Origin of the sequence: Pantoea sp. ANP04 (genome assembly GCF_041982285.1) — a bacterium.
GTDB lineage: Bacteria > Pseudomonadota > Gammaproteobacteria > Enterobacterales > Enterobacteriaceae > Pantoea > Pantoea eucalypti.
Genome location: NZ_JAUTYS010000003.1, coordinates 412,058 through 424,208, shown reverse-complemented (window position 1 = coordinate 424,208; position 12,151 = coordinate 412,058). Strand labels below are relative to the sequence as shown.

Genomic DNA, 12,151 nt, shown 5'->3' with positions numbered 1-12,151 from the left:
CCCGAACCCGGAATCGAACCAGGGACACGGGGATTTTCAATCCCCTGCTCTACCGACTGAGCTATTCGGGCAACGGGGCGCATTAAACCGTAAAGGCCGCGGGTCGTCAACGGCTTTCACTAAAAAACCCCAGGAAACGTGACTGATTGCCTGAATTTCAGTCAAAGCAGGTAAAACCTCAGGCCAGCGCGCCATTTTTGCGGCACAGCGCGATGCTGTAGACATCCTCCGCCAGCCGCTGAGCGGTGGCGACATCCTGCACATTACGCTTCACCAGTAGCCTGCTCAGACAACCTTCAAAGATCAGTTCCATCTGATCGGCCACCATACCTGGGTTATCCAGCTCCTGTTGCACCAGAATGTCATGGGTGAACTGCCATGAGCCGCGTTTTTGCTGCTCGGCCAGTTGATGGATGGGCTGATCGGGCTGAGGGTAGAAGCTACAGGCGGCGATAAACAGGCAGCCCGGGAAACGGCCTTTGCTGACCTGCTCACTCAGGACTTCATAGCGTGCCATCAGTTTCTGATCCGGCGACAGAGATTCATCCAGCAGAATCTGACGGCGCCAGGTTTCAATCTGCTGGCCGTGATAGCGGAGCGCATCATAAAGCAGCGCGTCGCGATCGGGCCAGAACTGCTGAAGCCGATCAAGCGTTAATTCAGTCTCTCCCGCCAGGGTTTCCAATGAGAGGGTGGCGGCGAGGCCGTTCTGTTCAAGCACATTCAATGCATGCTCGAGTATCTGTTCACGCTGCAAGTGACTCTCCTCTGGTATGCAGGCCCGGCAATTTCGCCGGGCAATGACCTGTCCAGTGTTGTTTATGGGGTAAGTTTCTGCAAATGCGCCTGGAAATCGGCGGCATTGAGAAACCCGGTGATGCGCGAGTCGGGGATTTCACGGCCATGCGCATCAAAGAACAAAATGGTCGGTAAGCCCAGCACCCGAAGGTGCTGCAACAGCGCGTTGTCGCTGGCGCTGTTGGCTGTGACGTTAGCCTGTAGTAGCTGTACCTTGCTCAGGCTATCGCGCACGGCGCTATCACTAAAGGTATATTTTTCAAACTCCTTGCAGGCGACGCACCAGTCTGCGTAGAGATCGACCATAGTGATGCGACCATGTGCCTGCTGCAGCGCGCTATCGAGTTGTTGCGGCGTCTGGAGGGACTGGAACGGCAGCGGTGCCACAGCATGCTGTACCGCCTGACCGCCAAATGCCCAGTCCTGTAACGGACGTGCGCTGATTAACGCCGCAGCCAGCATGACAATCTGCACCACGCGCCACTTACCGCTGCTGGCACGCAGGCTGACGCTGAACGCCCAGCCAAAGAACGCCACGCCAAGCAGACTCCAGAGTCGCAATCCCCACACGTCGCCCAGTACCCGTTCCAGCAGGAAGACTGGCAACGCCAGGATGACAAAACCAAAGCCCTCTTTGACGGTTTGCATCCACGGACCGCTTTTCGGCAGCAGTCGATTTCCAGACAGGGTTACAGCGATCAGCGGTAATCCCATGCCGACCGCGTAGAGCCACAGCGTCCCGGCACCGGCCCAAAGATTTCCGCTCTGCGCGATATAAAGCAAAATAGCGCTAAGCGGGGCAGTGGTGCAGGGCGAGCAGATCAAGCCGGCCAGCGCGCCCATCAGAAAGACGCCGGGCAGCGATCCCCCCTGCTGACGATTGCTCCACAGTGTCAGACGGGTTTGCAGGCTCGAGGGCAGTTGCAGCGTAAACAGGCCGAACATCGACAGGGCCAGCACGATAAACAGCACGGAGAGCGTCAACAGCACATATGGGTGCTGCAACGCGGCCTGGAAGCGCAGGCCCGCGGCCGCGACCACCAGGCCCAGCAGCGTATAGGTCAGCGCCATTCCCTGAACATAAACCATCGCCAGCGCAAATAGCCGGCCCAGCGAATAGTGGCGATTTCCGCCCAGGATAATGCCGGAGATCAGCGGATACATCGGCAGCACACAGGGCGTAAATGCCACGCCGATGCCGATCAGCAGCGCCCAGAGCGGGGAAAAGGGCAGCGGATTAGCGGGCGTGGGCTGTGCACTGACCGGCGCAGGTGCGCTGCTGGCTGCTACCGCACTCACCGGTACGCTGCGCGTCTCGGGGGGATAACAGAACCCGGCGGCGGCACAACCCTGATATGTCACGCTGAGTGTGGCACCGGTGCCCGCCTGTTGCAGTATCACAGGCAGCGTCAGGTCCTGCGGATAGATCTCACTTTTGCCAAAGAATTCATCCTCATGCGGCTGACCAGCCGGTAGCGTCAGCGGCGCGAGGGTCGCGTTCTGCGGCGTGATGTGGATTTGCTGGCGATAGAGGTAATAGCCCGATTTCACTTTCCAGTGCAGATTAAGCTGAGCGCCCTGCTGGTCGAAGTCAAACGTAAACGCCTGATCAACGGGCACAAAGCGGCTGGTCGCCGGATTAGAAAAGAGGGATGCGTGCGCCTGCAGACAGATAAACAGCGTCAGCAGAAGCGTAATTAAGCGAGAGATGCGTGCAGCCATGACAAGTATTCACTATCTCCATGTTGAACCGGCAGCGCCAGCAATTCGGGGACATCGTAAGGGTGTGCTTCTTTAAGCAATTCACACAGCGCCTGCTGATGATCGCTGTCGCACTTCAGCAGCATCTGGATTTCGCTGCTCTTCTCCATTTTGCCCTGCCAGAGATACCAGGATGTGGCACCCGGCAGCAGTGTCACGCAGGCTGCCAGTCTGGCCTCCAGCGCTAAGGCGGCAAGATGGTCTGCCGTGGCCTGATCAGGCGCAGTGCAGAGGATAACGACAGCATTCATCCTGAGACTCCTGTTTAAAAGAGCGGCGATGATAGCACGCTCCATCCGTAACACGATGAGCGGGCTATAACAGCAACCCACCGAAGACGAAGCCAGAGAGCACCGACAGCGCAATGGCAATTACTCCGGGAATGATAAAGGCATGGTTAAAGACAAACTTGCCAATCCGGGTTGAGCCCGTGTCATCCATCTCAACGGCGGCCAGCAGGGTCGGGTAGGTCGGCAGCACAAACAGCGCCGAAACCGCGGCGAAGGAGGCGATGGCCGTCAGCGGCGTCACGCCCAGCAGCAGCGCGGCGGGCATCAGGGCTTTGGTGGTGGCGGCCTGCGAATAGAGCAGCATCGAGGCGAAGAAGAGCACCAGTGCCAGCATCCATGGATAGGTTTTTAGCGTATCACCAGCCAGCATCTGAATCTCGGCCAGATGCGCTTTTACAAAGGTATCACCCAGCCAGGCGACGCCCATTACGCAGATACAGGCGCTCATGCCGGATTTAAAGGTGCTGGCACTGAGGATCTCACTGGTGTCGAGTTTGCAGGTCAGGCTGATGAGTGTGGCGATGGTCAGCATAAACACCACAATCGCTTCATTGCGCGGCAGCGGTGGATTGACGATCAACCCGACGCTGCCGCTGGTTGCGGTGGCATAGAGCACCACAGCCACAATGCCCGTCAGAAACAGCAGCACCGATTTTTTCGCGCCCGGTTTTGCCTGGTAACGGCTGGCGCCACGCAGCGTGACTTCGCCTTTGGCGAGGCGGGCCTGATAAACCTCATCATCTTTCAGCTCACGGCCTAAGAAGTTAGTCACCAGCGCGGCCAGGAAGAGACCCACCATGGTTGAGGGGATGGCAATCGCCAGCAGGGTGATATAGCCGATACCGCGCGGTTCAAGCAGTGTGGCGAAGAAGACCACGGCGGCTGAAATCGGTGACGCAGTAATCGCTATTTGTGAAGCCACTACCGCAATCGACAGTGGCCGGGATGGGCGTACGCCTTGCTCCTTCGCCACTTCCGCAATCACTGGCAGCGTCGAGAACGCGGTATGACCCGTACCGGCCAGCAGCGTCATCAGGTAGGTGACCAGCGGGGCCAGCAACGTAACATGGCGCGGATGACGCCGCAGCAGGCGTTCAGCCAGGCTGACGAGATAATCCATGCCGCCCGCCACCTGCATCGCAGCGATAGCCGCGATCACCGCCATGATGATTTCAATCACATCGAACGGGATAGCGCCGGGTGCCATGCCAAATCCCAGCGTCAGGATCAACACGCCCATCCCGCCAGCAAAGCCAATGCCAATGCCGCCAAGACGTGCGCCCAACCAGATCGCCATCAAGACGATAATCAGCTCAACCACAAACATGAATCACTCCTGAACATTAAATCGGTAAAACCGGGGTGTGCTGTGTACCAAAAAAAAAGGCACACCGTTTTGATCGCGGTGTGCCTTTGGTTAACCAGCGTCGGTTAAGCCTTACTGTTCGTTTTCATCGGTATAACGTTTGGCTTTATAAACCGGGTACATCAGGTTCTGTACCGAGAAGATATCGTCCAGCTCACTTTCCGTCAGCAGACCACGCTCCAGCACGACCTCGCGCACGCTTTTACCGGTTTCCGCACAGATTTTGCCGACGATGTCGCCGTTGTGGTGGCCGATGTAAGGGTTGAGGTAAGTGACGATACCAATCGAGTTAAAGACATAGGCTTCGCACACTGCGCGGTTGGCGGTAATGCCGTTGACGCACTTCTCCAGCAGGTTGTAGCAGGCGTTAGTCAGGATGCTGATTGACTCAAACAGCGCCTGGCCAATGACCGGCTCCATCACGTTGAGCTGTAACTGACCCGCTTCAGAGGCCATCGTGACGGTGATGTCATTGCCAATCACTTTAAAGCAAACCTGGTTTACCACTTCCGGTACTACCGGATTGACCTTGGCTGGCATGATGGAGGAGCCTGCCTGCAGCTCTGGCAGATTGATTTCGTTCAGACCCGCGCGCGGACCGGAGGAGAGCAGGCGCAGGTCGTTACAGATTTTGGAGAGCTTCACGGCCAGACGTTTGAGTGACGAATGGACCATCACATAAGCGCCGCAGTCAGAAGTGGCTTCAATCAGATCTTCCGCCGGTACTACTGGCAGGTTGCTGACTTCCGCCAGACGCTGTACAGCCAGATGCTGATAGCCATCCGGCGTATTGAGGCGGGTACCGATGGCGGTCGCGCCCAGGTTTACTTCCAGCAGCAGTTCAGCGGTGCGCAGAATACTTTTGGTTTCTTCGTTCAGCAGCACGCTGAACGCGTGAAACTCCTGACCAAGTGTCATCGGCACGGCGTCCTGTAACTGGGTGCGGCCCATTTTCAGGATGGTCTGGAATTCATCAGCTTTGTGCTGGAAGCCTTCGGCCAGCTGGCTGATGCCATCAAGCAGTTTCAGCAGAGAGCTGTAGACCGCGATGCGGAAACCGGTTGGATAGGCGTCGTTGGTAGACTGGCATTTGTTCACATGATCGTTGGGGTTGAGGTACTGATATTCCCCTTTCTGGTGGCCCATCAGCTCCAGGCCGATGTTCGCCAGCACCTCATTGGTGTTCATGTTGACCGAGGTTCCGGCACCGCCCTGATAGACATCAACAGGGAACTGGTCCATACAGCGGCCGTTGTTCAGCACTTCGTCGCAGGCCTTAATGATGGTATCGGCAATGTTGCGCGGAATAGTCTGCAGCTCTTTATTGGCCATCGCCGCTGCTTTTTTGACCATCACCATGCCGCGGACAAATTCAGGAATGTCACTGATTTTGCTGTTGCTGATATAAAAGTTCTCAATCGCACGCAGAGTATGAACGCCATAGTAGGCATCCGCCGGAACTTCGCGCATGCCTAACAGGTCTTCTTCGATACGAATGTTGTTCGCCATGATAACCTTCTTATTGTTGCCGCTAACCATCACAAAGGATGTGTTTATTTTGTCGTGGTGTGCCCGTGCCGACATATTATCCGTCTTCAAAGGGGCGTGTGCGATCATATTCTGATGCTTAAGAAAAGCACGCATGCAGATCACTTAATGCTGCAGTCTGGTTAACGATATGTGAAGTTGGTTACAAAATTAACCCCGCAGGATAAATTTGATACGATCGGTTGAAAATGGCGGCGCGGGTGCCCATCTCTTTTCTTATCATCCTCAGGATGAATGCTTTCTGCTGACCGGCACGCTGCCGTTCAGCCCCTACTTACAGGAGAGTACGGTGCGCTGGATACCGTTATTAGTCTTTTTTATTCTGGCCTGGATAGAGATTTCACTCTTCATTCAGGTGGCACACGTCATGGGCGTGCTGCTTACCATGCTTCTGGTGGTGTTCACCTCGTGCATCGGGGTGTCGCTGGTCAAAAATCAGGGCATGAAGAACTTTATGCTGATGCAGGAGAAGCTGGCGCGTAATGAAAGCCCGGCCAGTGAGATGATAAAAAGCGTGTCACTGATCATCGCGGGCTTCCTGCTGCTGTTGCCTGGCTTCTTCACTGATCTGCTGGGTCTGTTGCTGTTGCTGCCACCGGTGCAGAAGCATCTGACGCTGAAACTGATGCCCCATCTGCGCGTCTGGCGCGGACCGGGTGCCGGCCCTGACAGCGGCTATACCATGGATGGCGAGTTCGAGCGTAAAAATAGCGATCGCCTTGAGCACCATGACGATCACAAGGATCGTTAACCGCAGTTTAAGCCTCTGAAAGCGCAACCTCCGGGTTGCGTTTTTTATTTACCCCATCATTTGTTTAAAAAGTCACCACTTATCACATCCGGATAAAAAAATTTGTTGTCCGCCCCCTTGAAAGTGGGTGGTGGCGGCCCTATCTCTCTGGTCACGAGGCCGGAAGCCATGCAGCCCGGTGTTCAACCCCAAAACTGAATGATTGGACTTCTCAAAGGAGAGCTATCAAATGAAAATTCGTCCATTGCACGATCGCGTCATCGTCAAGCGTAAAGAAGTTGAAGCTAAATCAGCTGGCGGCATCGTGCTGACCGGTTCTGCAGCCGGTAAATCCACCCGTGGTGAAGTTCTGGCTGTCGGCAATGGTCGCATCCTTGAGAGTGGCGACGTTAAGCCGCTGGACGTGAAGGTTGGTGACGTCGTGATCTTCAATGAAGGTTACGGTGCTAAAACCGAGAAAATCGACAACGAAGAGGTGCTTATCATCTCTGAGAGCGACATTCTGGCCGTTGTTGAAGCGTAATTTTTACGCGTAATTCACTGAACGAAACGAATTTAAGGGATATTTAAAGATGGCAGCTAAAGACGTAAAATTCGGTAATGACGCACGCGTAAAAATGCTGCGTGGCGTGAACGTACTGGCAGATGCAGTAAAAGTTACCCTGGGCCCGAAAGGCCGTAACGTGGTTCTGGATAAATCTTTTGGTGCACCGACCATCACTAAAGATGGTGTTTCTGTGGCACGTGAAATCGAGCTGGAAGACAAGTTCGAGAACATGGGCGCGCAGATGGTGAAAGAAGTGGCCTCTAAAGCGAACGACGCTGCAGGCGACGGTACCACCACTGCAACCGTACTGGCTCAGTCTATCATCACCGAAGGCCTGAAAGCGGTCGCAGCGGGTATGAACCCGATGGATCTGAAGCGCGGTATCGACCAGGCGGTTATCGCTGCTGTTGAGAAACTGAAAGCGCTGTCTGTGCCTTGCTCAGACTCTAAAGCCATTGCGCAGGTGGGTACGATCTCTGCTAACTCCGATGAAACCGTAGGCCAGCTGATTGCTCAGGCGATGGAAAAAGTCGGTAAAGAAGGCGTGATCACCGTTGAAGAAGGCACCGGCCTGCAGGATGAGCTGGATGTGGTTGAAGGTATGCAGTTTGATCGCGGCTACCTCTCTCCTTACTTCATCAACAAGCCAGAAACCGGTGCGATTGAACTGGAATCTCCGTTCATCCTGCTGGCTGACAAGAAAATTTCTAACATCCGTGAAATGCTGCCAGTGCTGGAAGCCGTTGCGAAAGCAGGCAAACCACTGCTGATCATCGCGGAAGATGTTGAAGGCGAAGCGCTGGCAACGCTGGTGGTTAACACCATGCGTGGCATCGTGAAAGTGGCTGCTGTGAAAGCACCAGGCTTCGGCGACCGTCGTAAAGCGATGCTGCAGGATATCGCTATCCTGACCGGTGGTACCGTGATCTCTGAAGAAATCGGTATGGAGCTGGAAAAAGCGGCTCTGGAAGATCTGGGCCAGGCTAAACGCGTTGTGATCAACAAAGACACCACCACCATCATCGACGGTGTGGGTGAAGAAGCGACAATCCAGGGCCGTGTCACCCAGATTCGTCAGCAGATCGAAGAAGCAACCTCTGACTACGACAAAGAAAAACTGCAGGAGCGCGTAGCGAAACTGGCAGGCGGCGTAGCCGTTCTGAAAGTAGGCGCAGCAACTGAAGTTGAAATGAAAGAGAAGAAAGCCCGCGTTGAAGATGCGCTGCACGCAACCCGTGCTGCTGTAGAAGAAGGCGTGGTTGCAGGTGGTGGTGTGGCGCTGGTTCGCGTTGCAGCACAGCTGGCGGATCTGCGTGGTCAGAACGAAGATCAGAACGTCGGTATCAAAGTTGCGCTGCGCGCGATGGAATCTCCACTGCGTCAGATCGTGTCTAACGCCGGTGAAGAGCCATCTGTTGTTGCTAACAACGTGAAAGCGGGCGACGGTAACTACGGTTACAACGCGCAGACTGAAGAGTATGGCAACATGATCGACTTCGGTATCCTGGACCCAACCAAAGTGACCCGTTCTGCTCTGCAGTACGCGGCCTCAGTTGCAGGTCTGATGATCACCACCGAATGTATGGTCACTGACATGCCTAAAGGCGACGCACCTGATTTAGGCGGCGGCGCTGGCGGTATGGGTGGCATGGGCGGTATGGGCGGCATGATGTAATTGCCGTTGACTGCTTAAGTCATCACAGAACCCCCGATCGGAAACGGTCGGGGGTTTTTCTTTTGGGCGGGAAAATAGTATAAGTAGTGTCGCAATCGTTCGTCTTTCCTCTTGATATCTTCCGCTGTCTGCACGCTGACTGCTGCCGCCTCGCCGGATGGACTTATTATCGTAAGTTACCGGGACGCGCCACTCTGCTGGCCTGAATACAGTATGAAATATGAAGATGATATAATGGGATTAAGGCAATGAATGTTCAGAAAAAAGAGATCTTTTTCTGCTACGCTGCCACCCGACTCTGATGATAATAAATGGGGATTACAATGCGGATTAACCTCTTGCTCGGACTGACGGCTGGCGCGTTATTGCTGGCGGGCTGCAGCAGCTCTACGCAACTCTCTTCAGCGGGGCAGCGTGTGACGTTTACCGATCAGCAGCCTGGCAATAACTGTCAGCTTCTGGGCAATATCACCGGCTCACAGAGCAACTGGCTGAGCGGTGCAGGCGGTGAAACCAGCGCACTGCGTGGTGCGGCCAATGATCTGCGCAATCGTGCAGCCGAGATGGGCGGCAACGTGATTTATGGTGCCACCAGCCCGACGCAGAATCTGTTGTCCGCGTTCGCGCCACTCGACAGCAAAATGACTGGCCAGGTTTATAAGTGCCCATAGTGTGAGTCGGGCATCCTACCGTATTCAACCGGCCAGCCTTGCGCTGGCCGTTTTTATTCCTGACGTAACTGCAAATCTAACGGTGTTTTACTCGGCTCACCGCCGATTTCACGCGCCAGCTTTGGCACCAGATAGCCGGAGACCTGTGACAACAGGGACCGAACCAGCTGGCGTGCCTCGTCGTCTGAGACAAAAAAATGCGCGGCGCCCTGGACTTTGTCCAGCACGTGCAGATAGTAGGGCAGAATACCGGCATCAAACAGCGCATTGCTCAGGGTAGCCAGCGTCTGGGCATTATCGTTGATGCCACGCAGCAGCACGCTCTGATTCAGCAGGGTCACACCGGCACGCTTCAGCCTGATCATCGACTCACGCAGCGCCTCATCAATCTCCTGCGCATGGTTAATATGCGTCACCATAATCACCTGCAGTCGGGTATCGCTTAGCATCTGACAGAGCTGTTCGGTAATACGCGCCGGTATAACGACCGGTAAGCGGCTGTGAATGCGCAGACGTTTGAGATGCGGGATCTGTTCCAGCGCGGCGATCAGCCAGGCGAGCTCATGATCTTTGGCCATCAGAGGATCGCCGCCGGAAAAAATGATCTCATCCAGCTCGGGATGTTCGGCGATATAGTCCAGTGCAGCCTGCCAGCTACGCTTATTGCCGGGATTATCCTGATAGGGAAAATGACGGCGGAAGCAGTAGCGGCAGTTAACGGCACAACCGCCTTTTACCAGCAATAATGCCCGGTTTCGGTATTTATGCAGCAATCCAGGCACAACGTTGCTTTGTTCATCGAGCGGATCGGTGCTATAACCTGGCGCATCGATGAATTCCTGGCGACGGGTCAGTACCTGAAGCAGCAGTGGGTCGTGCGCATCGCCTTTTTTCATCCGGCGGATGAACGCATGCGGTACCCGTAAGGCGAAAAGACGCCGCGCATCCGCACCTTCAGCCAGCTCGGTGTGCTGATCCAGGGCTAAAATCCGCAGTAATTCATCAGGTTCGGTGACAACATCCGCAAGTTGCTGCAACCAATCTTCTCTGGAAGGTGTTTTTAGGGTTACAATGTGTGCCATTTTTTTGGCTTAGTACCAGTGTCAATTTTCGTAGAGGGCCTTCATGGCGACTTATTCTAGCAACGATTTCCGTCCCGGTCTTAAAATCATGTTCGAAGGCGAGCCGTATGCCATCGAATCCAGTGAGTTCGTTAAACCGGGTAAAGGTCAGGCATTCGCACGCGTTAAAATGCGTCGCCTGCTGACGGGTTCTCGCGTTGAGAAAACTTTTAAATCTACCGACTCCGCCGAAGGCGCAGACGTTGTAGATACCAACCTGAACTACCTGTACAACGATGGTGAGTTCTATCACTTCATGCACCCGGAAAGCTTTGAGCAGTTCCAGGTTGAAGAGAAAACGGTAAACGATGCAGCGAAATGGCTGCAGGATAACGCTGAGTGTATCGTTACGCTGTGGAACGGTCGCCCGATCGCCGTTCAGCCGCCGAACTTTATCGAAGCTGAAGTTATCGAAACCGATCCCGGCCTGAAAGGTGATACTGCGGGTACTGGCGGCAAGCCAGCCAAGCTGTCTACCGGCGCCGTGGTGAAAGTGCCATTGTTCGTGCAAGAGGGCGAAGTGGTCAAAGTTGACACCCGCTCTGGCGAATACGTGTCACGCGTGAAATAAGATTCGCAGGCGCATCTCCGGATGCGCCTTTTTCTTGTCTGAGAGAAAAAAATGATCAAGCTGGCAAAATTAATCGCGTTCGCGTTGCTGGTCTCTTCTGCGTTAAGCGCCTGCAACACATTCCACGGTTTTGGCGAAGACGTCTCCCACTTAGGTGGTGCCATTTCCCGTGCGGCAAAATGACCTAACGGATTGTCTTTTTTAGAGTCGCGCCAGCAGCAACTGCCGTAAATCCGGCTATGCTTAAAGCGCTGTACTTTACATCCATCAAAAAGGACATTGTTATGTTAAAGAAAAGTATTGCCGCAATCTTCTCTGTACTGGTGCTCTCTTCTCTGCTGACGGCGTGTAATACAACACGTGGCGTCGGTGAAGATGTCGAAGCGGGTGGCCAGGCGATTCAGAACAGCACGAAGTAACCTGTTATTCCAACCGGTACGAAATGCTTTTCGTACCGGCTTGCCAGCTTTTGCACTATTTCTGTTTTACCCAGATTAACTCTTCCACCGGGAAACCGTTCTGACGTGCCTGTTCAACCAGTTTCTCTTTAACGCCCGGCTCCAGCTGCGGTGTGCGTGACAGTATCCAGAGATAGTGGCGATTCGGGCCGCACACCATCGCATAGCGATAATCGGGATCCAGTGCGATAACGTTGTAGCCGCCGTAGAAGGGGCCAAAGAAAGAGACCTTCAGGGATGCACGCTGTGGCTCACCGGTGAAATAGGCTTTACCTACGCTCTCCTGCCAGCGCTGTTTTTTAACGTTGTAGCCACGATTGATTACTTTCAGACCGCCATCTTCACGTGGGCTGTAGTTTGCCGTTACCTGTTCAAGGCCACGCTCAAAAGGGTGATTAAGGCGGGCAATCTCATACCACTGACCAAGGTAGCGCTGGCTGTCGAAGTTATCTATGACCGTGACGTTTTTTGGCGGCGTGGTACTGCAGGCGACTGAGAGAAAAGCACTCAGGCTGGCAACAACTGTTTTCCATGGAGACATAGTGGGATTCCTTTGTGATTTAACCGCTTAAGTATAGAAGCTGAAACGCTGTT

Annotated in this window: 14 protein-coding genes; 7 read left to right on the top strand and 7 right to left on the bottom strand. The window is 54.5% G+C overall.

The features are described from left to right. Positions 1-178: 178 nt before the first annotated feature. From Q7C21_RS06790 to aspA, 5 genes are all read right to left on the bottom strand, one after another. Positions 179-757: a transcriptional regulator gene (locus Q7C21_RS06790; protein WP_375150534.1), complete on the bottom strand. Its 579-nt coding sequence runs from the start codon at positions 755-757 to the stop codon at positions 179-181. A 62-nt stretch (positions 758-819) separates the two neighbouring features. Next, entirely contained in the window at positions 820-2,520 is a 1,701-nt protein-coding gene (locus Q7C21_RS06785) for a protein-disulfide reductase DsbD (RefSeq protein WP_154926544.1), read from the bottom strand. Further along, positions 2,496-2,810, bottom strand: coding sequence for a divalent cation tolerance protein CutA (gene cutA, locus Q7C21_RS06780; RefSeq protein WP_003848322.1), 315 nt, complete (start codon positions 2,808-2,810; stop codon positions 2,496-2,498). Before cutA ends, Q7C21_RS06785 begins: the two co-directional genes overlap by 25 nt. Positions 2,811-2,874: 64 nt before the next feature. Continuing rightward, positions 2,875-4,176, bottom strand: a complete 1,302-nt coding sequence (locus Q7C21_RS06775) for an anaerobic C4-dicarboxylate transporter (RefSeq protein WP_140033734.1) — start codon at positions 4,174-4,176, stop codon at positions 2,875-2,877. 111 nt (positions 4,177-4,287) lie between these two features. Further along, positions 4,288-5,724, bottom strand: a complete 1,437-nt coding sequence (gene aspA / locus Q7C21_RS06770; RefSeq protein WP_003848319.1) for an aspartate ammonia-lyase — start codon at positions 5,722-5,724, stop codon at positions 4,288-4,290. A gap of 328 nt (positions 5,725-6,052) precedes the next feature. Between aspA and Q7C21_RS06765 the strand changes: the two genes are divergently transcribed. From Q7C21_RS06765 to Q7C21_RS06750, 4 genes are all read left to right on the top strand, one after another. After that, on the top strand, positions 6,053-6,514 hold the full coding sequence (locus tag Q7C21_RS06765; protein WP_181405311.1) for an FxsA family protein: 462 nt from the start codon (positions 6,053-6,055) through the stop codon (positions 6,512-6,514). A 229-nt stretch (positions 6,515-6,743) separates the two neighbouring features. After that, positions 6,744-7,037: a co-chaperone GroES gene (locus Q7C21_RS06760; RefSeq protein WP_003848316.1), complete on the top strand. Its 294-nt coding sequence runs from the start codon at positions 6,744-6,746 to the stop codon at positions 7,035-7,037. Between the two features lie 49 nt (positions 7,038-7,086). Next, on the top strand, positions 7,087-8,736 hold the full coding sequence (gene groL / locus Q7C21_RS06755) for a chaperonin GroEL (RefSeq protein WP_008925393.1): 1,650 nt from the start codon (positions 7,087-7,089) through the stop codon (positions 8,734-8,736). A gap of 323 nt (positions 8,737-9,059) precedes the next feature. Further along, complete coding sequence (locus Q7C21_RS06750) at positions 9,060-9,407, top strand: DUF4156 domain-containing protein (RefSeq protein WP_008925394.1); 348 nt, start codon at positions 9,060-9,062, stop codon at positions 9,405-9,407. Positions 9,408-9,460: 53 nt separating this feature from the next. Here Q7C21_RS06750 and epmB read toward each other — a convergent pair whose 3' ends face one another. Continuing rightward, complete coding sequence (epmB, locus tag Q7C21_RS06745; protein ID WP_033743098.1) at positions 9,461-10,489, bottom strand: EF-P beta-lysylation protein EpmB; 1,029 nt, start codon at positions 10,487-10,489, stop codon at positions 9,461-9,463. A 43-nt stretch (positions 10,490-10,532) separates the two neighbouring features. Here epmB and efp point away from each other — a divergent pair, with 43 nt between their 5' ends. The 3 genes from efp to Q7C21_RS06730 all read left to right on the top strand — a co-directional run bounded on the left by efp (position 10,533) and on the right by Q7C21_RS06730 (position 11,518). Further along, on the top strand, positions 10,533-11,099 hold the full coding sequence (gene efp / locus Q7C21_RS06740) for an elongation factor P (RefSeq protein WP_008925396.1): 567 nt from the start codon (positions 10,533-10,535) through the stop codon (positions 11,097-11,099). A gap of 51 nt (positions 11,100-11,150) precedes the next feature. Next, a complete protein-coding gene (locus tag Q7C21_RS06735) occupies positions 11,151-11,282 on the top strand; it encodes an entericidin A/B family lipoprotein (RefSeq protein WP_003848306.1) in 132 nt (43 codons plus the stop codon). A gap of 101 nt (positions 11,283-11,383) precedes the next feature. Next, on the top strand, positions 11,384-11,518 hold the full coding sequence (locus tag Q7C21_RS06730) for an entericidin A/B family lipoprotein (RefSeq protein ID WP_003848302.1): 135 nt from the start codon (positions 11,384-11,386) through the stop codon (positions 11,516-11,518). A gap of 55 nt (positions 11,519-11,573) precedes the next feature. Here the strand turns inward: Q7C21_RS06730 and Q7C21_RS06725 are convergent, their stop codons facing one another. Next, entirely contained in the window at positions 11,574-12,098 is a 525-nt protein-coding gene (locus tag Q7C21_RS06725; RefSeq protein WP_003848298.1) for a lipocalin family protein, read from the bottom strand. Positions 12,099-12,151 lie beyond the last annotated feature (53 nt).

What these genes read in the sequence shown, in the direction of transcription:
- Q7C21_RS06785 (WP_154926544.1), bottom strand. Translation starts at nt 2,520, where the DNA reads ATGGCTGCACGCATCTCTCGCTTAATTACGCTTCTGCTGACGCTGTTT.
- cutA (WP_003848322.1), bottom strand. Translation starts at nt 2,810, where the DNA reads ATGAATGCTGTCGTTATCCTCTGCACTGCGCCTGATCAGGCCACGGCA.
- Q7C21_RS06775 (WP_140033734.1), bottom strand. Translation starts at nt 4,176, where the DNA reads ATGTTTGTGGTTGAGCTGATTATCGTCTTGATGGCGATCTGGTTGGGC.
- aspA (WP_003848319.1), bottom strand. Translation starts at nt 5,724, where the DNA reads ATGGCGAACAACATTCGTATCGAAGAAGACCTGTTAGGCATGCGCGAA.
- Q7C21_RS06760 (WP_003848316.1), top strand. Translation starts at nt 6,744, where the DNA reads ATGAAAATTCGTCCATTGCACGATCGCGTCATCGTCAAGCGTAAAGAA.
- groL (WP_008925393.1), top strand. Translation starts at nt 7,087, where the DNA reads ATGGCAGCTAAAGACGTAAAATTCGGTAATGACGCACGCGTAAAAATG.
- Q7C21_RS06750 (WP_008925394.1), top strand. Translation starts at nt 9,060, where the DNA reads ATGCGGATTAACCTCTTGCTCGGACTGACGGCTGGCGCGTTATTGCTG.
- epmB (WP_033743098.1), bottom strand. Translation starts at nt 10,489, where the DNA reads ATGGCACACATTGTAACCCTAAAAACACCTTCCAGAGAAGATTGGTTG.
- efp (WP_008925396.1), top strand. Translation starts at nt 10,533, where the DNA reads ATGGCGACTTATTCTAGCAACGATTTCCGTCCCGGTCTTAAAATCATG.
- Q7C21_RS06735 (WP_003848306.1), top strand. Translation starts at nt 11,151, where the DNA reads ATGATCAAGCTGGCAAAATTAATCGCGTTCGCGTTGCTGGTCTCTTCT.
- Q7C21_RS06730 (WP_003848302.1), top strand. Translation starts at nt 11,384, where the DNA reads ATGTTAAAGAAAAGTATTGCCGCAATCTTCTCTGTACTGGTGCTCTCT.
- Q7C21_RS06725 (WP_003848298.1), bottom strand. Translation starts at nt 12,098, where the DNA reads ATGTCTCCATGGAAAACAGTTGTTGCCAGCCTGAGTGCTTTTCTCTCA.